This is a genomic window from Christiangramia forsetii KT0803 (genome assembly GCF_000060345.1).
Lineage (GTDB): Bacteria > Bacteroidota > Bacteroidia > Flavobacteriales > Flavobacteriaceae > Christiangramia > Christiangramia forsetii.
Genome location: NC_008571.1, coordinates 2787441 through 2812859 on the forward strand (window position 1 = coordinate 2787441; position 25419 = coordinate 2812859).

General features: G+C 37.5%; 25 protein-coding genes. 14 read left to right on the forward strand and 11 right to left on the reverse strand.

Translation table 11 applies throughout. The annotated features are described in order from the left end of the window. The first annotated feature begins 13 nt into the window (after positions 1-13). From trpD to GFO_RS17580, 7 genes are all read left to right on the forward strand, one after another. On the forward strand, positions 14-1009 hold the full coding sequence (gene trpD / locus GFO_RS12575) for an anthranilate phosphoribosyltransferase (RefSeq protein ID WP_011710529.1): 996 nt from the start codon (positions 14-16) through the stop codon (positions 1007-1009). A gap of 5 nt (positions 1010-1014) precedes the next feature. Then, positions 1015-1803 carry an indole-3-glycerol phosphate synthase TrpC gene (gene trpC, locus GFO_RS12580; RefSeq protein ID WP_011710530.1) on the forward strand — a complete coding sequence of 263 codons (789 nt, stop codon included), beginning with the start codon at positions 1015-1017 and terminating at the stop codon, positions 1801-1803. After that, entirely contained in the window at positions 1804-2517 is a 714-nt protein-coding gene (locus GFO_RS12585; RefSeq protein ID WP_011710531.1) for a phosphoribosylanthranilate isomerase, read from the forward strand. 1 nt (position 2518) lies between these two features. Then, the gene (gene trpB, locus GFO_RS12590) at positions 2519-3700 is read left to right on the forward strand and encodes a tryptophan synthase subunit beta (RefSeq protein WP_011710532.1); all 1182 of its coding nucleotides are present in this window, start codon (positions 2519-2521) and stop codon (positions 3698-3700) included. 111 nt (positions 3701-3811) lie between these two features. Beyond that, positions 3812-4582: a tryptophan synthase subunit alpha gene (gene trpA / locus GFO_RS12595; RefSeq protein WP_011710533.1), complete on the forward strand. Its 771-nt coding sequence runs from the start codon at positions 3812-3814 to the stop codon at positions 4580-4582. A 71-nt stretch (positions 4583-4653) separates the two neighbouring features. Next, positions 4654-4797: a hypothetical protein gene (locus GFO_RS17830; protein WP_173362636.1), complete on the forward strand. Its 144-nt coding sequence runs from the start codon at positions 4654-4656 to the stop codon at positions 4795-4797. Positions 4798-4800: 3 nt separating this feature from the next. Next, positions 4801-4935 (forward strand): 30S ribosomal protein THX, encoded by a 135-nt coding sequence (locus tag GFO_RS17580; protein WP_011710535.1) that lies wholly within the window; start codon positions 4801-4803, stop codon positions 4933-4935. A gap of 1 nt (position 4936) precedes the next feature. Here GFO_RS17580 and GFO_RS12600 read toward each other — a convergent pair whose 3' ends face one another. The 7 genes from GFO_RS12600 to GFO_RS12630 all read right to left on the reverse strand — a co-directional run bounded on the left by GFO_RS12600 (position 4937) and on the right by GFO_RS12630 (position 13068). Beyond that, a complete protein-coding gene (locus GFO_RS12600) occupies positions 4937-5602 on the reverse strand; it encodes a uracil-DNA glycosylase family protein (RefSeq protein WP_011710536.1) in 666 nt (221 codons plus the stop codon). Continuing rightward, positions 5603-9052: a pyruvate carboxylase gene (locus GFO_RS12605; protein WP_011710537.1), complete on the reverse strand. Its 3450-nt coding sequence runs from the start codon at positions 9050-9052 to the stop codon at positions 5603-5605. It lies immediately after the preceding gene. Positions 9053-9329: 277 nt separating this feature from the next. Then, positions 9330-10091 carry a peroxide stress protein YaaA gene (yaaA, locus tag GFO_RS12610; protein ID WP_011710538.1) on the reverse strand — a complete coding sequence of 254 codons (762 nt, stop codon included), beginning with the start codon at positions 10089-10091 and terminating at the stop codon, positions 9330-9332. Between the two features lie 180 nt (positions 10092-10271). After that, positions 10272-10730 (reverse strand): RES family NAD+ phosphorylase, encoded by a 459-nt coding sequence (locus tag GFO_RS12615; protein WP_011710539.1) that lies wholly within the window; start codon positions 10728-10730, stop codon positions 10272-10274. A 12-nt stretch (positions 10731-10742) separates the two neighbouring features. Next, positions 10743-11228 (reverse strand): type II RES/Xre toxin-antitoxin system antitoxin, encoded by a 486-nt coding sequence (parS, locus tag GFO_RS12620; protein ID WP_011710540.1) that lies wholly within the window; start codon positions 11226-11228, stop codon positions 10743-10745. A gap of 162 nt (positions 11229-11390) precedes the next feature. Continuing rightward, positions 11391-12455: an RluA family pseudouridine synthase gene (locus GFO_RS12625; RefSeq protein WP_011710541.1), complete on the reverse strand. Its 1065-nt coding sequence runs from the start codon at positions 12453-12455 to the stop codon at positions 11391-11393. After that, a complete protein-coding gene (locus GFO_RS12630; protein WP_011710542.1) occupies positions 12445-13068 on the reverse strand; it encodes a PASTA domain-containing protein in 624 nt (207 codons plus the stop codon). Before GFO_RS12630 ends, GFO_RS12625 begins: the two co-directional genes overlap by 11 nt. Before the next feature lie 101 nt (positions 13069-13169). Between GFO_RS12630 and GFO_RS12635 the strand changes: the two genes are divergently transcribed. Together GFO_RS12635 and coaD are read left to right on the forward strand one after the other, a co-directional pair. Beyond that, positions 13170-14150, forward strand: coding sequence for a D-alanine--D-alanine ligase (locus GFO_RS12635; protein ID WP_011710543.1), 981 nt, complete (start codon positions 13170-13172; stop codon positions 14148-14150). A gap of 47 nt (positions 14151-14197) precedes the next feature. After that, the gene (gene coaD, locus GFO_RS12640; RefSeq protein WP_011710544.1) at positions 14198-14653 is read left to right on the forward strand and encodes a pantetheine-phosphate adenylyltransferase; all 456 of its coding nucleotides are present in this window, start codon (positions 14198-14200) and stop codon (positions 14651-14653) included. A gap of 160 nt (positions 14654-14813) precedes the next feature. On the opposite strand, the gene GFO_RS12645 is transcribed toward coaD, so the two are convergent. After that, on the reverse strand, positions 14814-17102 hold the full coding sequence (locus tag GFO_RS12645) for a TonB-dependent receptor domain-containing protein (RefSeq protein ID WP_011710545.1): 2289 nt from the start codon (positions 17100-17102) through the stop codon (positions 14814-14816). A gap of 8 nt (positions 17103-17110) precedes the next feature. Continuing rightward, entirely contained in the window at positions 17111-18403 is a 1293-nt protein-coding gene (locus tag GFO_RS12650; RefSeq protein ID WP_011710546.1) for a PQQ-dependent sugar dehydrogenase, read from the reverse strand. Positions 18404-18567: 164 nt separating this feature from the next. Here GFO_RS12650 and GFO_RS12655 point away from each other — a divergent pair, with 164 nt between their 5' ends. Next, on the forward strand, positions 18568-20319 hold the full coding sequence (locus tag GFO_RS12655) for a M14 family metallopeptidase (protein ID WP_011710547.1): 1752 nt from the start codon (positions 18568-18570) through the stop codon (positions 20317-20319). Here GFO_RS12655 and GFO_RS12660 read toward each other — a convergent pair. Continuing rightward, positions 20287-20910, reverse strand: a complete 624-nt coding sequence (locus GFO_RS12660; RefSeq protein ID WP_011710548.1) for an NUDIX hydrolase — start codon at positions 20908-20910, stop codon at positions 20287-20289. The genes GFO_RS12655 and GFO_RS12660 overlap by 33 nt on opposite strands. An 8-nt stretch (positions 20911-20918) precedes the next feature. Here GFO_RS12660 and pyrE point away from each other — a divergent pair, with 8 nt between their 5' ends. Next, positions 20919-21560: an orotate phosphoribosyltransferase gene (gene pyrE / locus GFO_RS12665; protein ID WP_011710549.1), complete on the forward strand. Its 642-nt coding sequence runs from the start codon at positions 20919-20921 to the stop codon at positions 21558-21560. A gap of 1 nt (position 21561) precedes the next feature. After that, positions 21562-21954 carry a hypothetical protein gene (locus GFO_RS12670; RefSeq protein WP_011710550.1) on the forward strand — a complete coding sequence of 131 codons (393 nt, stop codon included), beginning with the start codon at positions 21562-21564 and terminating at the stop codon, positions 21952-21954. Positions 21955-22115: 161 nt separating this feature from the next. Here GFO_RS12670 and GFO_RS12675 read toward each other — a convergent pair whose 3' ends face one another. Then, positions 22116-22844, reverse strand: coding sequence for a biotin--[acetyl-CoA-carboxylase] ligase (locus tag GFO_RS12675; protein WP_011710551.1), 729 nt, complete (start codon positions 22842-22844; stop codon positions 22116-22118). A 91-nt stretch (positions 22845-22935) separates the two neighbouring features. Here GFO_RS12675 and rsfS point away from each other — a divergent pair, with 91 nt between their 5' ends. Next, complete coding sequence (gene rsfS, locus GFO_RS12680; RefSeq protein WP_011710552.1) at positions 22936-23307, forward strand: ribosome silencing factor; 372 nt, start codon at positions 22936-22938, stop codon at positions 23305-23307. Between the two features lie 23 nt (positions 23308-23330). Beyond that, a complete protein-coding gene (gene ftsH / locus GFO_RS12685; RefSeq protein ID WP_011710553.1) occupies positions 23331-25391 on the forward strand; it encodes an ATP-dependent zinc metalloprotease FtsH in 2061 nt (686 codons plus the stop codon). Positions 25392-25419 lie beyond the last annotated feature (28 nt).

A 25419-nucleotide genomic window follows, 5' to 3' on the forward strand; every position in this document is an offset into this window, starting at 1 on the left:
ATTTTATATAATAATGAAAGAACTTTTAAATAGACTTATCAGTCACGAAACGATAAGTACCGACGAAGCCAAGCAGGTTATTTTTAATATTTCAGAAGGAAAATATAATGACACCCAGATCGCTGCTTTTTTAACGGTATATATGATGAGAAGCATTACCATTGAGGAGCTTGAAGGTTTTAGGGATGCATTATTGGAATTATGTATTAAAGTAGATCTATCTGCTTACAATGCCGTTGATCTCTGCGGAACAGGTGGCGACGGAAAAGACACTTTTAATGTTTCTACTACTTCCTCCTTTGTTACTGCCGGCGCTGGTGTTAAAGTCGCTAAACATGGTAACTATGGAGTCTCCTCGGTGAGTGGAAGTTCTAATGTAATGGAATATCTTGGTATCAAATTTAGCAGTGATGCCGGTTTTCTCGAAAAATGTATAGATCAGGCCAATATTTGTATTTTACATGCTCCATTATTTCACCCGGCAATGAAGAATGTTGGACCGGTTAGGAAAAGTCTGGCGGTAAAAACATTTTTTAATATGTTGGGACCTATGGTAAATCCAGCTTTTCCGAAAAATCAACTGGTGGGAGTTTTTAGTCTTGAATTGGCAAGAATGTACGCTTACCTATATCAAAATACCGATAAGAATTATACTATTTTACATTCGTTAGATGGGTATGATGAGATCTCTCTTACCGGAGAAACTAAAAGTATTAGTAATAATTCTGAAAGAATTTTAAAAGCTTCAGATTTTGGAGTTTCAGAATTAAAACAAACCGAAATTGCCGGTGGTGGCTCCGTTGAAAGTTCTGCTGAAATTCTCACCAATATTCTCAAAGGGAAAGGCAGCCAGGCTCAAAATAATGTGGTTTGCGCAAATGCTGGTATGGCGATTGCAACTTCCAGGAATATGAGTCCGCACGAAGGGTTTGCAGAAGCAAAGGAGTCCCTGGAATCTGGAAAAGCCTTTGATAGTTTTAAGAAATTACAGAAATTAAGTCAAAATTGAATTAAATGAATATTCTCGATAAGATAATTGCAGATAAATTCAAGGAAGTAGAATTAAAAAAATCATTGATTCCGGTTTCTCAACTTGAGAATTCTGTATTATTTGACAGAAAATGTATTTCTCTGGCTGAAAGCTTAAAAAATGGTTCCGGTATTATTGCGGAGCATAAAAGGAGATCACCATCAAAATCTGTGATCAATCAAAGCCTGAATGTTCAGGATGTCGTAAAAGGATATGAAGAAGCCGAGGTTTCAGGAATTTCAGTACTTACAGACGGGAAATATTTTGGTGGTTCATTAGAAGATTTGCTTTATGCGCGAGCTTCCGTAAATACGCCACTTCTTCGGAAGGAATTTATGGTCGATGCATATCAGGTTTCCGAAGCAAAAGCCTATGGTGCAGATGCCATTCTATTGATTGCTGCGGTTTTATCTGAAAAACAATTGATCTATCTTGCAGATTCCGCGAAAAAACTTGGAATGGATGTTCTATTAGAAATTCATAATGAAGAAGAATTGCAAAAATCTTTAAATGTAAATGCTGATATGATCGGAGTAAATAACCGAAACCTAAAGACTTTTGAAGTGAGTATTGATACTTCAAAAAGGCTGGCAAAGCTTATTCCAAATGAATTCGTTAAAGTTTCAGAAAGTGGAATTAGTACTACTGCGGCTATTACAGATCTTAAAAATTACGGCTTTGAAGGATTTCTGATCGGTGAAAACTTCATGAAAACCGATAATCCCGGAGCTGCGGCAAAAGAATTTATTACAGAATTAAAATCTATGGCATAAATGGATCTAGAAAACATGAAAGAAAAATCCATGGTTACTTCGGCTTCTGGACAAAGTTCAGGATTGAGCTTAAAAGTATGCGGAATGCAAAATTCTGGAAATATGATCCAGGTATCAGAATTAAAACCCGATTATATGGGTTTGATATTTTATGATAAATCTCCTCGTTACTTTGACGGTGACCTGCCGGAAATTGATCCGGAAATTAAAAAAACCGGTGTTTTTGTAAACGCTGAAATTCAGGAAATCAAAGAAAAGGTTTTAAAATATAATTTAAATGCCGTTCAGCTGCATGGGGAAGAATCGGCTGGTTTTTCTAAAGATCTTAGGACTGAACTTCAGAAATCTGGGAATACGCCAGAATTAATTAAAGTGTTTTCTGTGGGCGATGATTTTGATTTTCAGGAAATAAAAGCTTTTGAAGGAATCGTTGATTATTTTTTATTCGATACAAAAGGTGCCTTAAGAGGAGGAAATGGAACCGAATTTAATTGGCAAATTCTGAAGGACTATCCATCAAACACGCCGTTCTTTTTAAGTGGAGGGATTGGTCCTGAACACGGAAGAGCGATTACCGAATTAAAAAGCCATTTTCATAAAAAAGGCAAACCGGAATTGCTATATGCTATAGATGTAAATAGCAAATTTGAACTAAAACCCGGATTAAAGAAATTAAAGGAATTGAAAGATTTTAAAACTCAGATAAATTCATAGAATGAGCTATCAGGTTAATGAAAATGGATATTACGGAGAATTTGGCGGCGCCTATATTCCCGAAATGTTATATCCAAATGTAGAAGAATTGCGTTCGCGTTATTTAGATATTATGCAGGAAGAATCCTTTCAGAAGGAATTTAAGGAACTTTTGAAGGAATATGTTGGACGCCCAACTCCTCTTTATTATGCGAAACGATTTAGTGAAAAATACGGCACTAAAGTATATTTAAAGAGAGAAGATCTTTGTCATACAGGAGCGCACAAGGTCAACAACACTATTGGCCAGATTCTAATGGCCCAAAAACTTGGCAAGAAGCGAATTATTGCTGAAACCGGAGCCGGACAACATGGTGTAGCTACGGCAACGGTTTGCGCTCTTATGGGTATGGAATGTATCGTCTATATGGGTGAGATCGATATAGATCGCCAGGCGCCAAATGTGGCCCGGATGAAAATGCTCGGTGCCAAAGTGGTTCCGGCAAAGTCGGGAAGCCGCACCCTTAAGGATGCAACGAACGAAGCTATTAGAGACTGGATCAACAATCCTGTAGATACGCATTATATTATTGGATCTGTAGTAGGACCACATCCTTATCCCGATATGGTGGCCAGGTTTCAGGCTGTAATTTCTGAGGAGATTAAAAATCAATTAAAGGAAAAAGAAGGTAAAGAAGAGCCAGATTTTGTTGTGGCCTGTGTAGGTGGCGGAAGTAATGCTGCCGGTGCTTACTATCATTATCTTGATAATCCTGATGTTGGAATTATTGCTGTGGAAGCTGCCGGAAAAGGAATTAATTCAGGTGAAAGTGCAGCAACCTCAGCACTTGGAAAAGCTGGAATTATTCACGGAAGTAAAACTTTATTGATGCAAACCGGTGATGGCCAGATTACCGAACCTTATTCTATTTCTGCCGGACTCGATTATCCGGGAGTTGGACCTATGCATGCCAATCTATTTACCAGCAAAAGAGGTGAATTTATAAGTGTTACTGATGAAGCTGCCATGAAAGCCGGTCTGGAACTGGCAAAATTGGAAGGAATTATCCCCGCCATTGAAACTTCTCATGCGCTGGCAATTTTTGAAACCAGAAAGTTCAAGGAAGATGACATTGTGGTAGTGAACCTTTCAGGACGTGGAGATAAAGACCTGAATACCTATATCGAATATTTTAATTTATAATACACGTCACGCTGAACTTTTTTCAGCGTCTCTTGAGATTCTGAGACAAGTTCAGAATGATGAAAAAATATGCTTCGGGCTTCGCGCTCGCAATGACAGAAAAAGTAGAAAATGAACAGAATTAATCAAAAATTGCAGGAAGACCATAAACTGCTCTCAATATATTTTACTGCCGGGTATCCTGATTTTGAGGATACTGAAAAGATCATTGTAGATCTGGAAAAAAGTGGAGTCGATTTTATTGAAATCGGACTTCCTTTTAGCGATCCGCTGGCAGATGGACCAACCATTCAGAAAAGTTCTACCAAAGCGCTCAAAAATGGAATGACGACCTCAAAATTATTTGAGCAACTAAAAGGTATTAGGAATAAGGTTGAAATTCCACTTATTATTATGGGCTATTTTAATCCTATTTTGCAATATGGAGTGGAGGATTTCTGTAAAAAATGCCAGGAAACGGGAATTGATGGACTCATTATCCCAGATCTTCCGGTAGACGTTTATCATGAAAAATATCAGGAGTTATTTGAACAATATGGTTTAAGAAATATCTTTTTAATTACTCCCCAAACTTCAGACGAACGTATTCATTTTATAGATTCAGTATCCAACGGATTCATTTATATGGTAAGTAGTGCGAGTGTGACCGGTTCCACAAGTGGATTTGGTGAAGATACCAGAGCATATTTTAAAAGAGTAAATGATCTTCAGCTTAAAAATCCTCAAATTGTAGGCTTTGGAATAAAAGATAACGAAACCTTTAATCAGGCTACTGAATATGCAAAAGGAGCCATTATTGGTAGTGCTTTTATTAAGCACATAAATGAAAATGGAACTTCAAACGTTGGTTCATTTGTGAAGAAAGTGAAGGCTTTAACCTAATTCTAACAGGCTCTTAAGAGGTTTTAAGAGGCGTTGTTGTTATCTTAGAGTCAACTTAAAAACTTAATATTATGGGAGGACCAATTGAAGATAATCACAGAGAAAGAAGTAAGGATCAAAAGAATCCTACGAACCCAACCGGAAACCGTAATGAAGAAACGAATAAGGTTGACATAGATGAAAAAACCATCAAAGATCAGCAGAACAAAAAGTAGTTCATGGGAAGAGGTGATAAAAAAACCAAAAGAGGTAAAATTGCAATTGGTACCAGTGGGAAACTAAGACCTAAACGTAAAAAGTTTAAGATCAAGCCAACCACACTGGCTAACCAGGATAAGAAAGAATTGCAGTGAATTAGAAAAATTCTTTATACTGAAGAACCCTGAAATCAAGAGTATTGAATTCAGGGTTTTTCTTTTTCATGTATTTATATAGCCGTGAGCTTCCAACCGCAATATTAGCAGCTCCCGAAGGAGCAATCAACGAAACTGTTTTTATAAGTCTCCCATCAACTATAAACTGATGTATCCTTGGGGATTTATTAGAAATCACCTTTAATCTAATATCATGTTTTGAATCTTTCAGATATTTCCTGAAAAAATACTCGGGTCCATTTTTGGAGTTCCCACCGGTAAACAACAAAGTATTAATCTTTGGATTTTCTCTGAGAATTGCGATCATATCCCTTAACTCCACTTTCTGCATTCCAAGATCTGAAGCATCGATCTTTTCTCTTCTGCTACTTTCTACCACATCACAGATTCCAATTCCTCTCTCTATTAGAAAATCTTTCCTTTGCTGAACGGCTTCCTGCGTATTCTCGAATTTCAGGTTTAGATCAAATATTTTATTCAGAATAGTCCATAACTGACCATCTCTGCTCCCATAACAAAAATCTACATCGTCTTCCTTAAACTCTCTTTGAGTAAACCTGGGAGGAGGCAGCGTACCAAAGATAAGTTTGGTCGCATTTTCAGGAATAAATGGCGGGTATGGATGTTTATGATGAAATAGATTCATTCACTTCATTTTTATTACCAGATCTTCAGAAAATAGCATGGTGCCTTCCTTATGAAGAATTTCAACCACCTCGCCATCTTCATTCGCCGTAATAGTTGTTTCCATTTTCATCGCTTCAATAATAAACAGGGGTTCATTCTTTTTAACCTTTTGGCCTTTCTCCACCATTATAGTAGACAGTGAACCCTGCAATGGTGCTCCAATTTGCTTAGAATCATCCTTTTCTGCTTTAATATGAGCTACTTTCTCAACTTTTACGGTTTTATCCTGAATTACTACGGTTCTACCCTGCCCGTTCACTTTAAAAAATACATCAACCTGCCCATCTTCATTTGCCTGACCCACAGAAAGTAATTCTATGATCAAAGTCTTCCCCTTATCCATTTCTACCAGAATTTCCTCTCCTGGCTTCATTCCGTAGAAAAAGTTTTGAGTCGGGATATTGATTAAATTACCAAATTCCTTATGATGGTTTAATGAATCTGTAAAGACCTTCGGGTATAATTTATAAGAAAGAAAATCTGTGATTTCAGGTTTTCTACTCAAATCTTCCTCAAAAATATTGGTGAATTCTTCAAATTCCTTTTGAAAATCTATCGGCTCCAAATGTGCATTTGGTCTATTAGTATAAGGCTCTTCACCTCTTAATACAATCTTCTGAATCTTCTCTGGAAAACCTCCAACCGGCTGACCTAAATCTCCTCTAAAAAAGCTTTTTACAGATTGTGGAAAGGAAACTTCTTCCCCTTTTTCCATGACATCTTCTATGCTCAGATTATTACTTACTAGATATTGCGCCATATCCCCTACTACTTTAGAGCTAGGAGTTACTTTAACAATATCACCAAACAAATTATTTACCTTGGCATACATTTCGGTGATCTCATGGAATCTGGAAGCCAAGCCTAGAGATTCTGCCTGTGGCTTCAAATTTGAATATTGCCCGCCAGGAATCTCATGCTTATAAACATCAGCAGTACCTGCTTTTAATCCGCTTTCAAACGGATAGTAATATTTTCTAACCGCCTCCCAGTAATGTGAATATTCATTCAACTTTTCCATATTAAAGTCGGCTTCCCGATCTTTAAACTTCATCATTTCTACCACCGAATTAAAGTTAGGTTGAGAAGTAAGTCCGGAAAGACCTCCCAATGCAACATCTACCACATCTACGCCAGCTTCTATTGCCTTAAGATATGTGGCCGCCTGTATGGAAGAAGTATCATGCGTATGTAAATGAATAGGTATATTGATTTCAGATTTTAGAGCACCAACTAATTCCTGAGCTGCATAAGGTTTCAACAGGCCAGCCATATCTTTGATTCCCAAAATATGAGCACCGGCATTTTCTATGTCTTTAGCAAGCTGTACATAATAGTTTAAGTCGTATTTTTTATTGGAAGTATCTAAAATATCACCGGTATAGCAAATAGAACCTTCTGCAAGGCCTCCTGTTTTTCGCACATATTCTATACACGGTGCAATAGATTTCATCCAGTTTAGAGAATCGAAAATTCGGAAAACATCCACCCCATTCTCCCAGGCTTCGGAAACGAATTTCTCAATAAGATTATCTGGATAAGCGGTATATCCAACACCATTACTACCACGTATCAGCATTTGCAGTAACACGTTGGGCATTGCTTTTCGTAATAAACGAAGACGCTCCCACGGGTTTTCATGCAAAAATCGCATGCAAACGTCAAAAGTAGCACCTCCCCAAACTTCCATACTAAACACTTCTGGATGATTTTTGGCAAAACCCTCAGCTACTTTTAGCATATCAAAACTACGCATACGGGTTGCCAGTAAACTTTGGTGGGCATCCCTCATCGTGGTATCTGTAAAATGAATTTTCTTTTCTTTTTTCAACCATTTCGAAAATTCATCAGGACCAAGCTTAGTCAGTAAATCCTTAGTTCCTTCCGGATGTCCAGCATTAGCATCAAATTTTGGCACTTCCGGTTTGATAAAGGTCTTAGTAGGATCCAGTTCTTTAACATCTGGATTTCCATTTACGGTAACATCACCTAGGAATTTTACTATTTTGGTAGCACGGTTTCTGCTCTCCTGAAATTTGAAAAGATCAGAATGATTTTTTATAAAATTAACGGTGACTTTTCCTTCTCTAAACGTTGAATGCTTTAGAATATTCATCAAGAAAGGAATATTGGTTTTCACCCCTCTAATTCTAAATTCGGCCAAAGCTCTATTCATTTTTCTGCAGGCACCATCTAGTGTTCTACTATTAGCTGAAACTTTAACTAACATGGAATCGAAAAATGGGGAAACCGTCACCCCCTGATACAAACTACCAGCATCAAGCCTTATTCCGAAACCGGAAGCACTTCGATAGGTAGTAATGGTTCCATAATCTGGTTGAAAATCGTTGGAAGGATCTTCCGTGGTAATTCGGCATTGTAATGCGAAGCCATTCATTTTCAGCTGATCCTGACTGGCAATTTTTATTTGCTGATCACTCAGCTTATATCCGCCGGCTATAAACAACTGCGTTTTTACCAAATCTATATTGGTAATAATTTCAGTAACGGTATGCTCTACCTGAATACGCGGATTAACCTCAATAAAATAAATGGATCCGTCTTCATCTACCAAAAATTCTACCGTTCCAATATTGTTATAATCTACCGCCTTGCAAATATCCAGGGCATATTGATAGAGTTTTTCTTTAATTTCAGTGCTAAGTCCATAGGAAGGTGCAAATTCTATCACTTTTTGATACCGGCGCTGTACTGAACAATCCCTTTCAAACAAATGCACCATATTCCCGTGACTATCGGCAACTATTTGAATTTCGATATGTTTGGGGTTCTCGATGAATTTTTCAATAAAAACTGTGTCATCACCAAAAGCATTCAAGGCTTCTCTTTTAGATTCAGAAAAAGATTTTTTTAAGCCTTCTTCGTCCCTAATCACACGCATTCCTCTACCTCCCCCACCGGAAGCAGCTTTAAGCATTAGAGGAAATCCGATTCGATTTGCCTCACTAAGTGCTATGTCCAACGTTTCTAATGCCGGCTCATTACTTTCGATTATAGGCACATTATTTTCCTTCGCCACTTTTTTTGCGGTAACCTTGTCTCCCAGGCTTTTTAACACCTCAACATCCGGCCCTACAAAAATGATGTTGTTCTCCTTACATTTTCTGGCAAATTCAGCATTTTCAGAAAGGAAACCATAACCGGGATGAATAGCATCAACATTATTATTTTTGGCAACATTTATAATTGCATCAATATTTAGATAAGGCTTTAAAGGCTCATTATCATCCCCAATCTGGTAGGATTCATCTGCCTTATATCTGTGCAATGAGTAACGATCTTCAAAGGTGTAAATCCCAACGGTACCAAGACCAATTTCTGTACATGCTCGAAATATCCTAATGGCGATTTCACCTCTGTTGGCTACAAGAACCTTTTTAATTTTCATCTAAATATTGATTAGTGTATTGTAAATAAGAACTATTCGGGAATTTAATAAAAAAATTCATGAAACCACTACCACTGTGGCAGGACATGAATATTTTTAGCCGAATTTAACATTGGAACAAATAGATGAAATTTTAATATCTCCCGCTCCTGTATTTCTGAAAACTCGGTTTTGAGCTATCTTATAGAGATGGAAAATGAAAATCCCCGCACCGGCGGGGAATTATTATATTAAAATCTTTACTTAACTTAGGTTTTTGAGAAACTAAAAATTATGATTACCGGATAAATACCGGTTCATTCTCATTTTCAGTATACTCTTCACTGAATCTATAATCGTCATAATCAAATCCTTTTATATCTTCCAGGGTTTTGCAATCCTTATCGATAATAAAACGTGCCATAGAACCACGTGCTTTCTTAGCAAAGAAGCTAATGATCTTTAGTTTACCATTTTTGAAATCTTTAAAAACGGGAGAGATCACAGTCCCCTTTAATTTTTTAGTATCTACAGCTTTAGAATATTCATTACTGGCAAGATTTATAAAAAACTCATCATCTTCCATTTCAGCATTTAGATACTCAGTAACTTTCTTTTGCCAGACACCATAAAGATCCTTTTTACGTTCAATTCCTATAGAAGAGCCCATTTCAAGTCGGTAAGGCTGGATTAGATCTAAAGGCCTCAGCACACCATACATCCCTGACAGGATTCTTAAGGTATCCTGAAGTTTATCTAGTTTATCAGTTGGAATTGTATAGGAGTCAAGACCGGTATAAACATCGCCGTTGAAAGCATAGATGGCAGGCCGGGAATTCTTTTTATTATGATCTTCCTGAAATTCCTGATACCTGGTATAGTTAAGATCAGCAAGTTTATCACTGATGCTCATTAAATCTGAAAGCTCCTTTTTACTCTGCCTGGAAAGTTTTCTGTTCAGTTTTGAAGCGGTTTCTAGAAATTCAGGCTGAGTGCCTCTGGTAGTTGGTAATTTTGATTCGTAATCTAGCGTTTTTGCAGGGGAAACAACGATTTTCATTTCTCTTCGATTAATTTTATATCAAATATAACCTATACTTTTTGAGAATAAAAAGCACCTGAAATTTGTTTTTTATATAAGGATAAGATTCCTTTATATTTAGGATTAACAGCTCATAATCCCGAATATTATTGAATAATATTGATTTAGATTCGCTTCAAAACTGCTATAGAACCCTTTCTAATTATAAATGCGTGCGTCCAGTTCCAGGGTTCCAGTTTGAAGAATTTTAAAACTGGAAAAATCTTTATGAAATGGATTCAATATAATATTCCGTTCATTGGGTAATACAGCCGAAGGGATGGAAAAGCCTAAACTATTTTTCTCCAATAAAAAATTAGAGCTATATTCTTGCGTATTTGAAATAGGCGGATTATTGCGCCAAAACAGGGAAACCTTTTCCGGGTTTGGCAAATGCGACAGTAAGCTTGAAGGAATCTCGGCTTCAAGAAACATAAAGCCTTCACTTAAATCTTCATAATCCAGCCGGGTGAGCATCTCCAAAACACAAAGGGAAAGATGTTCCGAAAAATAGATAACGGCAGTGCCTTTTTTATTCCATCGGCCGCCATACAAACGCGCCCCTTCCCCACTTAAATCATTAATATATTTGGTTTTTGCAATGCGATAGATATTCACAATTCCAGGGTTTTAATACACACCATGTTCTATCCTGCCCAATAAATCTTTGACCATTTGGATACCAAAACCTGTATCCAGGTAATCTATAGGCTTTTTATTATCAAGGGCTCGAATTTCCCTATGCACCCACTTTGTAAAGGTTCCTAAAGTACCCAGAACCTCAATCCCACGGGAAATAACCTCAGCAATTTCGAGGATTTGTTCAGTGCTGTAAACGCTAAGCAGCTCATCATCATGCTTGCGCTGAATAGTACGGTGGCTTATATGCAGCAGATTGCTCATCTTCTCCATAGAGATACCCAATATATTGCTTATAGATACCACTACAGAAACAGGCAGGCCTTTACGGGTTATTTTAATTAGGTCTATATCACTTTGAATATACCCAACCTGGCTGCTACCACCCAATACACTTACAATACGATCGTATTTATTTTCTAAACCGTAAAAAGTTTCAGGTTCTTTTAAAAAATCTTGAATATTTTGTGATTCCATAACCACGACAATTTACGTAAATATAATCCATTTTGTCGTGATTTAATAATTTAAGATAAATTTTATTTTGCGTGAGGGATTGAGGCACTGTTGGAGCTCTCCCGGTTTTCACCGGGAAGCGACTGCCGAAAGCCCGACCCCAATTTTTATTGGGGGCACGCCCTAATTATCTAAAAACTCTTTCTGATTTTTCGCATAACTGCGCCACTTTTCTATACAATCTACCATATCCTGTGGAATATCAGAGTTGAAGCTCATCCATTCTTCGGTTTTTGGATGTACAAAGCCCAAAGTTTTAGCATGTAGCGCCTGTCTAGGCAGTATTTTAAAGCAATTATCTACAAACTGTTTATACTTGGTGAAAGTAGTTCCCTTAAGTATCCTGTCGCCTCCATAACGCTCATCATTAAAAAGTGTATGACCTATATATTTCATATGAACCCTTATCTGGTGAGTTCTTCCGGTCTCCAGTTTACAGGCAACCAGCGTAACATAGCCTAATCTCTCAAGTACTTTATAATGTGTAACGGCAGCTTTACCATTCTCGACATCATCGCCTTCAAAAACTATATTCTGTAATCTATTTCTGGGGTTTCTACCAATATTCCCTTCAATAGTTCCTTCTTCCTCGGCTAGGTTACCCCAAACGATCGCTACATATTCACGTTCACTGGATTTATCGAAAAACTGTTTGGAAAGGTGCGCCATGGCTTCTTCAGTTTTCGCAACAACCAAAAGTCCGCTAGTATCTTTATCTATCCTATGAACAAGTCCCGGGCGATCACTGCTATTATTGGGCAAATTATCAAAATGATGTACCAGCGCATTAATCAAAGTTCCGCTATAATTCCCATGTCCCGGATGCACCACCATCCCCGCTTGTTTATTAACTACCAGCAAGGTGTCATCTTCATATACAATATCCAGGGGAATATCCTCCGGAACCAATAAATATTCATAAGGTGGGTGCTCGAACATCACCTGAACGGTATCCCCTCCTTTTACCTTATAATTTTGCTTCACGGTGTCTCCATTCACATAGATATTTCCGCTTTTCGCTGCCTTCTGAATTTTATTACGAGTAGCATTTTCTATAAAATTCATCAGGTATTTATCCACTCTTAGTGGATTCTGCCCTACTTCAGCTACAAACTTATGATGCTCATAAAGACTTTCGTCCTCTTCCTGATCTTCAATCTCTTCCCTTTGGTCTTTATTAGAATTCATCTACTTCGCTTTCAGTTTCGTTCTGGATATCCAGAGTATCTTCATCATCACTTCTATATCTACCACTACCATCCCCCAGAACAAGATCTATAATAGAAGTCTTCATTATTTCGTCCCCCGGCTGTACAAGTTTTCCCTTATGTCTTAATTCCAGTACTGCATCTTCTGCAATGTCTGGCTTATAACTGATCTCTCCAATTTCAAAACCGAGAGACCTTAAGGTTGGTTCTACCTGTCTTCTGGTTTTACGAATAAGATTGTTGGGAATTTCAATTTTCCTGAATCCCGAAGGATTCAGTGTTAAGTAAATCTTCCTGTCTTCCTTTACAAATTTACCTGGCGCCGGTACCTGATCTATTACAGAATACCTGGGAAAATCTGGATTGAAATTTGCAGAATCTAATATTTCGAAATCAAGATTCCTCTCATTCAGCCGATCTTCAACCACATTCAGGTTCATTTTCGCAAGATCAGGAACTTCAATCCTTTGATCCTGATTGGTAGAATAATCAAGCCACTGCATCGTTAAAAACGATATTACCACTAATATAATAACAGCAAGCACAAGCTGTATTAAAAAAGTCTTGCTGAATATAAATCGAAATAATCCCATAGTTTTTAGATAATGAGCAAAGATATAAAACCCATTGGTTTTGGTGACTGCCCTTTTAAGTGATATTTTTGTTTAACGACCTCTAAGCGAAAATATTGAATATGAAGAAAAAAATTGCCATTGCAATGGGCGGTTATTCCAGTGAATATCGCATTTCTATAAATAGCGGAAACATTGTTTATAAACATCTTGACCACGACCTTTATGAACCTTATCGCGTTCATATTTTAAAAGGAGAATGGTTTGTAGTGGCAGATGATGATACACCATATCCCATTAACAAGAGTAATTTTACCGTGAAGATAAACGACAAAGTTATTCAATTCGATTGCGTTTTCAATACTATTCACGGTACCCCCGGTGAAAATGGTTTACTCCAGGCTTATCTGGAATTAATCGGAATTCCCCAGACCAGTTGTGATTATTACCAGTCTGCACTTACCTTCAATAAAAGAGATCTCATAAGTGTTTTAAGGCCTTACGGAATCAAAGCAGCGACTAATTATTTTCTAAATAAAGATCAGGAGATCAACACAAAAGAAATTGTTGATAAAGTTGGACTTCCCTGTTTTGTGAAAGCAAATCGTGCCGGAAGCAGTTTTGGCGTGACCAAAGTAAAGACTGAAGACGAGATCATTTCAGCAGCAAAAACTGCCTTTACAGAAGACGATGAAGCGATCATTGAATCTTTCCTTGACGGAACAGAGGTCTCTGTTGGTGTGATCACTTACAAAGGAAAAGTACTGGCCTTACCCGTTACTGAAATTATTCCCGATGGCGAGTTCTTCGATTATGAAGCTAAATATCTTGGTAAATCACAGGAGATTACCCCTGCAAGAATTTCAGAAGAAGACACTAAGAAAGTTCAGGATATTGCGATAATGATCTATAAAAAACTAAAAATGAAAGGACTTTCTCGTTCTGAATTTATATTTCATGAAGGAGAACCGCATTTTATAGAAATGAATACCAATCCTGGAATAAGCCAGGCAAGTATTTTACCGCAACAAGCTGAAAAGGCGGGAATAAGCCTGAAAGATCTATTTGGAAGCACTATTGAGGCAGCCTTAAACCAAAAGTGATATTTTCTGATTATCTTTTAAATTCATAACTGACCAAAACCCGCCTGATGAAAAAAGCAGTTTTCCCGGGATCTTTCGATCCGCTTACACTAGGACATACCGATATTATTGATCGCGCGCTACCCTTGTTTGACGAGATCATTCTGGCAATTGGGACTAATTCCAGCAAGAAATATATGTTTAGCCTGGAGGATCGCCTTCATTTTTTGAAGGAAACCTATAAAAATGAATCCAAAGTTAAAGTGGAAACTTATAAAGGCTTAACGGTTGATTTCTGCAAATCTCAGAATGCAGGTTTTATTTTACGTGGATTAAGAAATGGGCAGGATCTTGAATTTGAAAAATCTATTGGACAAACCAATTACAAAATGTCTGGTATTGATAGTATCTTCCTGCTCTCAAGCTCAGGAAAAGCTCATATTTCTTCTACAGTAGTACGAGATGTTATGCACCATGGTGGCAATTATGAGTTTATGGTACCAGATGTTGTGCGTAAAAAATAGTTTTTAATACGTCATACTGAACTTGTTTCAGGATCTCAAGAGATTTCTCACTACGTTCGGAATGACACACTTTTGTCATCAGAGCGCAACGAAGTGGAGCGAAGAATCTTTAATCTGATCCGAATAAACTGGAGATTCCTCGCTATGTTCGGAACGACAATCAAAAGTCAAATTTTAACCTTACTCCGCCAAAATAATTTCTTGGATTGCCCGGATAATAATAACGGGGTGCAGAGCCACCAAAACCAACTGCATTTGTAACGATACTCGCAGCATAATCTTCATCCAGAATATTATTAATGCCGAAATTAAACTGAAAATTCAATCTCCGGCTTAATTTCCAGTTATAGTTAAGTTTCAAATTAAGTAATTCGTAAGCATCTGTATATCCCGAATTCGCATCATCAAGCGCCATTTCTCCAAATGCCTGAAAATTGATATTGGCAGTAAGATCTTTAAAACTGATCTCGGTTCCCGGTGAAATCATATACTCAGGAACTCCTGGAATAGTTTTACCAGAATAGTTCTCCCCAAGATCTACAAACTTGTCAAACTCAAAAAAGTTGAAATTTGAGTTAAGAAATAATTTTAACTGAAGATCTGATGTAAGATTTGTACGGTAAGCAGAAGTAAATTCAATCCCATTATGGTCTGCCTTTCCTGCATTAACACCCACAAACTGATCTGGCCCCACTCTTCTCGCCACCAGCAAGTTTCGGATTTGTATAGAATAGAGGTTAACCTCTGTATAAAGTTTATTATTGAACCAGTTTCCTTTAAATCCAACTTCATAATTTAAGCCGGTTTCGGTTTTTAGGTCTGTATTTATCTGCCCTTCCGGCGTTAAAGTTTCTGCCACCGTAGGAGTAGAAAAACCATGACTGGCAGAAGCATAAAAGTTTTTCCCTTCAAAAGCTTCATAACTTAGACCTAAGCGCGGCGAGAATATCGGATCAAAACTATAATCCCCGGATTGATCTATACCATCTTCAATGAACCTATCTTTGAGATCATAGGTAGTTGAATTAAAATTCAGACCCATCTCCACTAATAACTTTGAAGTGATTTCCGTATTCATCTGAGCGAATACATTTATATAGTTTCTATTCTGCTCATTTAAACTTAACCGATCTCCCTGAACACTTCTTCTTTCCTCTACTTCTTCATAAAGATTTTCAAAAGTTCCGGTTTCATAGAATTCAAACATAGTTTCTGCTCCAAAACTGATTTCAGAAGGACTATTAAAAACGGAAGTTTTGTAATTGAACTTTGTCCTCGCGCCTATTGAATTTCTATTCTCATCCAGGATATTGAAAGGCCTCGGCTCATAACCATCTCTGAAATTATAAAAAATAGAAGTTTGATTTTTAAAGTTTTCAGTAAATCGATGATCATAGGAAATCCCAATAATATTTTTGTCATAAGACTCATATCCGGCTGACTGGTTCCAGGTAAATGCCGCTTTTTCAGGATCATTTCTGAAATCATCTTCATTCAAAGAACTTGGAATAAAAGCCTTCAGTTTAGTATATGACAAAAATAACGACCAGTAGTTCCCGGACTTATTCATCAGACCTACCGAGCCCAACAATGAATTTCTATCATAGTCCCCATTACGGCGATAACCATCGCTTTGTACATTATTGTAATTAATAGACAAATCCAGACCATCATTTACGAAATTAAGGTTCGCTCTGGTCTTTCTGGTATTAAAACTTCCGTAATTAAAATCGGTAACAACAGATTTCTGGTCATTCCGGTTTTGACTGGTAAATAGATTGATAGCGCCTCCTAAACCTGCTCCAAAAACAGACGAAACAGGGCCTTTGAAAATTTCAATTCTATCCAGATATTCCGGGTCAAAATCATCCAGCGTCAGTTCTCCCTCTGCAGTAGTAAGAGGAATTCCGTTGATATAAGCTTTTATGCGGTTGGTACTATACTGGGCTCTGGCTCCAATTCCTCTAATATTAATCTTATTGGTATTAAGTGCACCCTGGCTCACAAAAACACCCGGTACATAATTGAAGTTTTGTACCAGGATAAAATTATCTGTTCGATTTAAATCATTTTCTGAAATAATCCCAACTGAAGACGGGGTCTTTCTCACGGCCTGTGAAATGTTTGAACTTCTGATAATTACCTCAGAAAGCTGATCAACATCCTGCTGAAGGTATATCTCCCCTTGTTTCAGGTTACTTTCAATTTTCATAGTTGAATTCAGGTAACCCAACAATGAAAATTCCACATCAACTGGATATTCGCTCACACTAAGTGAAAAGTTACCGCCAGAATCGGTAAATACAACTTCATCTGACTGCAAATTTCTTACTGATACATTCTGTAGTGGAACTCCTGTCCCACTTTCCAGAACGCTACCTTCAAATTCCTGAGCAACCAATCCGTTTACACAGGTTAGTGCCAGAAAAAAATATATATATTTTGTCAAACTTTTATCTATTCAGCTGAAACTCTCCAGATTACTCCACCATCATCATCATTCACTAGCAATGAACCATCAGGAAGCGTAGTTACACCCACTGGTCGTCCATAAACCTGACTTGCATCATCGTCGGCTATAAATCCTGTTAGAAAATCTTCAGGTTGCTGTGGATTTCCTTTTTCGTCAAAAGGTATAAACAAAACTTTATATCCTGAAAAATTTGCCCTGTTCCATGAACCATGTTGCCCAACAAAGGCTCCATTATGATATTTCTCCGGAAAAGCGGTCTCTTTGTAAAAAGTAAAGCCTAAAGATGCTGTGTGCGGTCCAACCGACACATCTGGCACGATAGATTTTTCTACCATTTCTAAATGTGGGTCCTCGGCCCATCTTGGATCTTTAATATCACCATAATACGAATATGGCCAGCCGTACCAACCACCTTCTTGTACACTGGTCACGTAATCTGGCACCAGGTTATTTCCTATTTTATCCCTCTCGTTTACCGCAGTCCATAGTTCCCCGGTAACTGGATTCCAATCTATTCCTACGGGATTTCTCAGTCCTGCAGCAAAAATTTTCTCCCCGGTACCATTAGGATTAATCTCGATGATATTTGCTCTTCGCTCTTCCTTTTCCATACCATGCTCTCCAACATTACTTGAACTTCCCACGGTAATATAAATTTTATCGTTATTTGGCCCGGCAATAATATTTCGTGTCCAGTGATGGTTATAACCACCAGCTGGTAAATCTAATACCTTCTCTGGATTCTCATCTATTGAATTCTGACCCGTTTTATACGGAAAACGAATTAGCTGATCTACATTGGCAACATAGAAATAACCATCCATAATCAACATCCCGAAAGGTTGGTTCAGATTCTTTAAAAAAGAATAACTTTCATCCGGCACTCCGTCCTGGTCTTTATCCCTGAACATCGTAATACGATTCGCGCTTTTCTTCGCGTCGTCTGTTTCCACAACAAAAATATCATTGTTAGGTGCCACATAGGTCCAGCGTGGATGCTCTAAATCTTCAGCGAATTTAGTGACCTTAAAACCTTCTGGTGCCTCTGGCATCTTCCCTTCCGGCCATGCTACAATCTTACTCTCTTTTCGAACTGATTCCGAAGCAAATGGTGCCGGAAGTTCAATTTTCCCTATAGCAGTTTCAGCATAATCAGATCCTGATTCTGCCAGCTCGCTCTTTTTCTCTTCACTTAGATTCTCATTTGCCTGTCCCGCAACATTCATAGCAAACAAAACTGCTACTAGAAAAGTAGCGCTGGTTGTTAGATTTTTCATAATTCAATTTTTTATAAAAATAACATGAAAATCAGGCAATAGAAAGACCTGGGAAATGATTAGGTTTACTTTAACATAGCAGCTCCCGAGATAGAATGTACCAGGTTTCTAGTAACTCTCTAAGTTTTTAAGTATGTTTACGGCATTATCTTTTAAGAAACTTTATGAAAAAACTTTGGTTGGTATTGGGGATCTTAATCAGCCTATCATCTTGTGATTTTTCTAAATACAAGTTGAACAAAGACTATGATTTTGAAACCCAATTTGAAAAATCGGGAGGAACTGAAACCGGCACCTATACGGAAGTTATAGCTTTTTACAAAGAACTTGCAGATGCTTACCCCAGTATAAGTCTGGAAGAATTTGGAAAAACCGACAGTGGTCTGCCTCTTCATCTTGCCATATACAATCCTGAAGGTGAGTTTGATCTCGAAAAACTCGAAAAATCACATAGCGTCATGTTAATTAATAATGGGATTCACCCCGGAGAAAGCGATGGAATTGATGCTACCATGATGCTTTTTAGAGATATGGCGGGCGATTCTATAACCTCCCCCAAGAATACGATTATTGCCACTATTCCTATTTATAATGTAGGCGGAGCTCTTAACCGAAATTCAGGAAGCAGAACCAACCAGAATGGACCTAAAGAATATGGTTTCAGAGGAAATGCAAGAAACTACGATTTAAACAGAGATTTTATAAAAGCTGATACGAAAAATGCCCAAAGCTTTTATGAGATTTTCCATTATCTGAATCCGGATGTATTTATAGACAACCATGTCAGCAACGGTGCAGACTATCAGTACACATTAACCCATTTATTTACCCAGCATGATAAACTGGGTGGTAGCCTGGGAGATTATCTTCAGAATAAAATGATGCCGGCACTGGAAGATTCATTAAAAGTTAAAGAATGGGATATTACGCCTTATGTTAATGTCTTTAATGAAGTTCCTGAAAATGGCTTTTCTCAGTTTATGGATTCTCCCAGATATTCAACAGGCTATACTACGTTATGGAATACGCTGGGAATGATGGTAGAAACCCATATGCTAAAACCTTATGATAAGAGAGTAATGGGAACCTACGAACTTATGCGGTCCATGATAAGCATAACCGATGCAGATACTGAAGTCATCAGAGATTTAAGAAATCAGGCCCTCAGGAAATACAAAACCGACAGAAAATATAATTTGCAATTTGAAGCAGATCAGGAAAATCCTTCAAAAAGAGAATTCAAGGGCTATGAAGGTGAAAATATCACCAGTGAACTAACAGGCCAGCCGCGATTAAAATACAATCGTGATAAACCTTTTACTAAAGAGATTGAATATTACGATAATTTCACGGTTACTGAAGAAATTGAGATTCCGCGTGCTTATATTATTCCGCAGGGATGGTGGCAGGTAATAGATCGTCTAGAAATGAATAATATTAAAATGGAATCCCTGGATAGAGATACCCTGATTGATGTTGAAGTTTACAAAATTGAAGATTTTGAGACAAGTGAAACTGCATACGAAGGCCATTATTTGCATAAAAACACCAAAGTTTCAAAGTCAACCGAAAAAGTGAAATTCAGAAAAGGGGATTATCTAATCACAACATTTCAGGATGGGGCAAGATATCTATTAGAAACATTGGAACCATCAGCTGTAGATTCATTTTTTAACTGGAATTTCTTTGATACGGTACTTCAGCAAAAAGAAGGTTTCTCTCCTTATGTGTTTGAAGATGTTGCCAAAGAATTGCTGGAAAACAATCCGGATCTTAAGAAAGAGTTTGAAACTAAAAAGCGTAGCGATTCTGATTTCAGAAATAGCTGGTATGCCCAGCTGGATTGGCTACATAAACAATCGAATAATTATGAGGAGGCACATTTACGCTACCCAGTCTTCCGACTTCCCCGCTAAAAATTTTTCAGGAAATAACATCTTAATATTAGCATAGGATTTTTTAAGAGCTTTCTGGCTTTTCTTAAAATTCTTCCATTTAGCCTTTTTTATACCTTCTTTCACTTCCGGAACCAACTCACCGTCATATTCGGTATGCATTTCGTACCAGTAGGTCTCCTTTAGTCTCAGTTTACCTTTTCGTTTAAAAACATGATAGGTACAGGTGATAAATCGTGTTATCTCCAGTCCCTGAACTCCGGTTTCTTCTTCAACTTCCCTAATAGCAGAATTCTGAATACTTTCATTCTTCTCGGTTTTCCCTTTTGGAAGATCCCATCTATTATTGCGGTAAATAAAAAGAATTTCTTTATTCTTATTCACTACCATACCTCCAGCTGCAGTAACCACTCTCATCTTCCTTAGAAGTAACTTCAAAAGTTTTGATTCATCATGGTGATAGAGGTTCACATATGCCAGTTTTCCCTTGATAATTTTTTTGACCACTTTTTTAAGCCGAACCTTCTTTAAAGGATAAGAAGTATAATTTTCCCCAATTTCTTTCTGTGTAGAGACAATTATAGGAATATCATTCACAAAAACTTTATACATTTGCAATTATGATTTTGAATAAAGAAACAGCAAAAAAGACTGCTGAGCTTTTATTGCAAATTAAAGCAATAAAATTAGAACCACAAGAGCCTTTTACTTGGGCCAGCGGCTGGAAATCGCCAATTTATTGTGACAACCGGATCATTTTGTCTTACCCTATAATTAGAAATTATGTTAGGGAAAACTTTGCCAGGCAAATCGAAGACAAGTATGGGAAACCCGATGTTATAGCGGCTGTAGCCACAGGTGCCATAGGAATAGGCATGCTCGTGGCAGAATATTTAAGCCTCCCTTTTGCATATGTTAGACCAGAGCCAAAAGGCCATGGAAGACAAAATCAAATCGAGGGCAATTTAGAAGAAGGACAAACCGTGGTGGTTATCGAAGATCTTATAAGCACAGGAAACAGTAGCCTAAATGCGGTAAAAGCTTTAAAGGAAGCCGGAGCTAATGTAAAAGGCATGTTCGCTATCTTTACGTATGGATTTGACACTTCGGTGAAAAATTTTGAAAAGTTAGATATTGACCTGCATACTTTAAGCGATTATGAAAACCTTATAGAAACAGCTCAGAACACAAATTATATAACTATTGAAGAAGCAGGCATCCTTCGTAAGTGGAGAGAAGACCCTGCAAACTGGAAACCATAATATGAAATTAGAAAGTCCAAAAGTAACTGCCGATAAAAATCAGCAGGAAATGTTTCAATTTTTGACAAATGTTGAGAATTACGAACAAATAATGCCAGACAGCAAAGAGAAATTTCAAGTAATCCAAGATGATAGTTTTCTATTTCAGTTGAAAGGTATGCCAGAGATAAGGTTGAAAATTATCGAGACCGATGAGCCTAACCTGGTTGTGCTGGGTTCTACTGCAGAAAAATTCCCATTCAGGCTTAAAACTCATATTGCTGAAGCTGGAGACAATAAAAGTGAAGTGAATATGGAATTTGAAGGAGAGTTTAATGCCATGATGAGCATGATGATAAAAAGTCCGCTTAAAAAATTCATTACTGCTTTGACAGAAAATATTGGCAAACTTTAATTCTCAGTTCTATAAAATTATGAGGCTGTCTAAGAAGTGTTATTCTGAAGGAAATGAAGAATCTCATATAAACCTAAATATCCAATTTTAAGTAAATTGAGATTTTTCGACAACAGACATAGAATGATATTACTTTCACTATTTAGACAGCCTCTTTTTATTTAATAAAGTAACTGAATTTCCTTTAACTGAAAGGTTTTGAAAACACCTTCTTCTATCTCCAAATTCAATTTTCCTTCCGTAGTAACCCCCCTGATAATTCCATTAAGTTTTTGCCCGTTAAAATTAAAAGTTGATACAACATTCAGCCTAAACATCATTTTAGCATAATTTTCCAGAATTTCTTCACCAGATCGTAACGGTAATTTCTGAAGCTCATCCTCGATCCCGGCAACAAGATTTTCCAACAGCTCATCTAAATCATAATCTTTACTTGTGAGGCTCTTTAAAGATGCCGCAGAGGGTAGATTACTGAATTCAATTTGATTCACATTTAGACCTATTCCTATAACGCTGGCTACAATTCCTTCGGTTTTCACAATGTTTTCAATTAGAATTCCTCCCACCTTCTTTTTTGCTGACAGAATGTCGTTAGGCCATTTCACTTTTAATTCTGGAATTCCAAGAGCATCTAATACCTTAATAACGGCGAGAGAAACCGAAGCACTCAACAGGAAATGTCTCGAAATATTCAACTCCTTTTGTGGATACAGGATACTGAAAGTGAGGTTTTCACCTGCCTTAGACACCCAATGGGAGCCACGCTGGCCTCTTCCAGAAGTTTGAATTATCGCCCTAACACAAACAGGTTCAAAATCTGCAGTACCTTCGTAAAATTCCCGAACGAAGGAATTGGTGGAGTCAATGGCATTAACTTTGATTGTACGCATATAAAATATAGGAGATTAGGCGTTAAAATCTTCTTTAACAAACTCTTTAAAAGAGCAAAAAATGATAAATTTGCGTAAATAAATTAATTTAATGTCGAAAAAGGAAAAAAACAGCGATCAACTTATTGCACATATCATAAAAGGGATAGAAGAAGTAAAGGGAAATGATATTAGCATCCTGGACCTTAGAGAAATTGAGAATACAGTTTGTGATTATTTTATAATCTGCAATGGTACTTCCAACACGCAGGTTAACGCCATAGTCAATTCCATACAAAAAACAGTTAGTAAAGGCCTGAAAGATAAACCCTGGCATATAGAGGGTAGCGAGAACGCAGAATGGGTACTCATGGACTACGTTAATGTAGTTGTTCATGTTTTCCAGAAGCATATCAGGGAATTTTACGATATTGAGAGCCTATGGGGTGATGCAAAGATCACTTCTATAGAAAGCAGTTATTAAATCTAAATTATTAGAAGCATAGAATGGCGAATCAAAAACCAAAGAAAAAATTAGATCCCAAAAAACCTAAATTTAGTGCCTACTGGATTTATGCGGCGATCATCATAATATTTTTAGGACTTAATCTTTTCGGTGATGGAGGTTTCTCAGAACCTGCCAAAACCAATCCTGCAGAATTTAAAGAATATCTAAGGAATGGTGATGTTAAGAAGGTTGAGATTATCAATCGAAATCAAGCGAGAGTTTACCTAACCGAAGAAGCAAAAGAGAAAGAAGTTCATAAGAAGAATATTGACCCGGACCTCTTCCCTACCGGCGAGTCTCCGGTATATAGCTTTCAGTTTGGAGATCTCCAGAATTTCGAAAATGACATTAACGAAATCAAGAATGAAGATAATCTTGATACGGTAGTTACTTACGATACTTCCAGTGATGTCCTCGGCGATTTATTTTGGGCGCTACTCCCATTTATCCTAATTATCGGTGTTTGGATCTTTATCATGAGAAAAATGAGTTCCGGAGCCGGAGGAGGTGCCGGAGGACAAATTTTCAATATTGGAAAATCTAAAGCGAAATTATTTGATCAAAATACAGACGTAAAAACATCTTTTAAAGATGTGGCAGGTCTGGAAGGTGCAAAAGAGGAAGTTCAGGAAATTGTAGATTTCTTAAAACAACCGGAAAAATATACTGCACTTGGTGGTAAAATCCCAAAAGGAGCCTTACTGGTAGGACCTCCCGGAACCGGTAAAACATTACTTGCAAAAGCAGTGGCAGGGGAAGCAAAAGTTCCTTTCTTCTCATTATCCGGATCAGACTTTGTTGAAATGTTTGTAGGTGTTGGAGCATCTAGGGTTAGAGACCTTTTTAAACAAGCAAAAGAAAAGTCACCTTCCATTATATTTATTGATGAGATTGACGCAATAGGTAGAGCGAGAGGAAAAAGTAATTTCTCTGGTTCTAACGATGAACGTGAGAATACACTTAACCAGCTGTTAACTGAAATGGATGGTTTCGGAACCAATACCAACGTGATTGTTATCGCAGCAACCAACCGTGCAGATGTACTGGATAAGGCGCTAATGCGTGCCGGACGTTTTGACAGACAGATATACGTGGATCTTCCTGATCTAAATGAAAGAAAAGAGATATTTGATGTTCATTTGAAGCCTCTTAAAAAAGTTGCAGATGAATTAGATACAGATTTCTTAGCAAAACAAACTCCTGGGTTTTCAGGGGCAGATATTGCCAATGTTTGTAACGAAGCTGCTTTAATTGCGGCAAGAAAAGGAAACAAAGCCGTTGGTAAACAAGATTTTCTTGACGCCGTAGACCGTATTGTAGGTGGTCTTGAAAAGAAAAATAAAATTATCACTCCAAGTGAGAAAAAAGCAATTGCTTTTCATGAAGCCGGCCATGCAACCGTTAGCTGGATGCTTGAACATGCCGCTCCACTGGTAAAAGTAACTATTGTTCCTCGTGGACAGTCCTTAGGTGCTGCCTGGTATTTACCTGAAGAGCGCCTTATTGTAAGACCAGAACAGATGCTGGACGAGATGTGCGCTGCTCTTGGTGGACGTGCCGCAGAAAAAGTAATTTTCAACAAAATTTCTACCGGTGCCCTTAGTGATCTTGAAAAAGTTACGAAACAAGCAAGGGCTATGGTTACCATTTATGGTCTTAATGAAGCGGTGGGTAATTTAACCTATTACGATTCTTCTGGCCAGGGTGAATATAATTTCACTAAACCATACAGTGAGAAAACTTCAGAATTAATCGATAAGGAGATCTCTAATCTTATTGAGGATCAATATAAGCGAGCAATAGATCTACTTGAGCATAATAAGGATAAATTATCTGAACTAGCAGAAATACTTCTGGATAAAGAAGTGATTTTCAAAGATGACCTGGAAAAAATATTCGGAAAACGTCCTTTTGAAAGAGAAGAACGAGAAAGTAAAACTGCCAAGGAAAGAAAAGCTCTAGAAAAAAAGACGAAGAACGACGCTGAATCTGATGATTCCACAGGAGAAACTAAAGATGAAGAAGGAAAGTTAACCGAAAATGATTCGGTTAATAAGTAGTGTAGAAGTTGAAGTAAAAAATCTGAAA

Excerpts from the sequence above, each read along its gene's own strand:
- GFO_RS17830 (WP_173362636.1), top strand. The coding sequence starts at position 4,654 with ATGGGAGGACCAATTGAAGATAATCACAGAGAAAGAAGTAAGGATCAA.
- GFO_RS12655 (WP_011710547.1), top strand. The coding sequence starts at position 18,568 with ATGAAAAAACTTTGGTTGGTATTGGGGATCTTAATCAGCCTATCATCT.
- trpA (WP_011710533.1), top strand. The coding sequence starts at position 3,812 with ATGAACAGAATTAATCAAAAATTGCAGGAAGACCATAAACTGCTCTCA.
- GFO_RS12670 (WP_011710550.1), top strand. The coding sequence starts at position 21,562 with ATGAAATTAGAAAGTCCAAAAGTAACTGCCGATAAAAATCAGCAGGAA.
- trpD (WP_011710529.1), top strand. The coding sequence starts at position 14 with ATGAAAGAACTTTTAAATAGACTTATCAGTCACGAAACGATAAGTACC.
- GFO_RS12625 (WP_011710541.1), bottom strand. The coding sequence starts at position 12,455 with ATGAATTCTAATAAAGACCAAAGGGAAGAGATTGAAGATCAGGAAGAG.
- coaD (WP_011710544.1), top strand. The coding sequence starts at position 14,198 with ATGAAAAAAGCAGTTTTCCCGGGATCTTTCGATCCGCTTACACTAGGA.
- rsfS (WP_011710552.1), top strand. The coding sequence starts at position 22,936 with ATGTCGAAAAAGGAAAAAAACAGCGATCAACTTATTGCACATATCATA.
- pyrE (WP_011710549.1), top strand. The coding sequence starts at position 20,919 with ATGATTTTGAATAAAGAAACAGCAAAAAAGACTGCTGAGCTTTTATTG.
- trpC (WP_011710530.1), top strand. The coding sequence starts at position 1,015 with ATGAATATTCTCGATAAGATAATTGCAGATAAATTCAAGGAAGTAGAA.
- GFO_RS12635 (WP_011710543.1), top strand. The coding sequence starts at position 13,170 with ATGAAGAAAAAAATTGCCATTGCAATGGGCGGTTATTCCAGTGAATAT.
- GFO_RS12630 (WP_011710542.1), bottom strand. The coding sequence starts at position 13,068 with ATGGGATTATTTCGATTTATATTCAGCAAGACTTTTTTAATACAGCTT.
- GFO_RS12585 (WP_011710531.1), top strand. The coding sequence starts at position 1,804 with ATGGATCTAGAAAACATGAAAGAAAAATCCATGGTTACTTCGGCTTCT.
- parS (WP_011710540.1), bottom strand. The coding sequence starts at position 11,228 with ATGGAATCACAAAATATTCAAGATTTTTTAAAAGAACCTGAAACTTTT.
- GFO_RS12605 (WP_011710537.1), bottom strand. The coding sequence starts at position 9,052 with ATGAAAATTAAAAAGGTTCTTGTAGCCAACAGAGGTGAAATCGCCATT.
- yaaA (WP_011710538.1), bottom strand. The coding sequence starts at position 10,091 with ATGAAAATCGTTGTTTCCCCTGCAAAAACGCTAGATTACGAATCAAAA.
- GFO_RS12675 (WP_011710551.1), bottom strand. The coding sequence starts at position 22,844 with ATGCGTACAATCAAAGTTAATGCCATTGACTCCACCAATTCCTTCGTT.
- GFO_RS12660 (WP_011710548.1), bottom strand. The coding sequence starts at position 20,910 with ATGTATAAAGTTTTTGTGAATGATATTCCTATAATTGTCTCTACACAG.
- GFO_RS12600 (WP_011710536.1), bottom strand. The coding sequence starts at position 5,602 with ATGAATCTATTTCATCATAAACATCCATACCCGCCATTTATTCCTGAA.
- GFO_RS12650 (WP_011710546.1), bottom strand. The coding sequence starts at position 18,403 with ATGAAAAATCTAACAACCAGCGCTACTTTTCTAGTAGCAGTTTTGTTT.
- trpB (WP_011710532.1), top strand. The coding sequence starts at position 2,519 with ATGAGCTATCAGGTTAATGAAAATGGATATTACGGAGAATTTGGCGGC.
- ftsH (WP_011710553.1), top strand. The coding sequence starts at position 23,331 with ATGGCGAATCAAAAACCAAAGAAAAAATTAGATCCCAAAAAACCTAAA.
- GFO_RS17580 (WP_011710535.1), top strand. The coding sequence starts at position 4,801 with ATGGGAAGAGGTGATAAAAAAACCAAAAGAGGTAAAATTGCAATTGGT.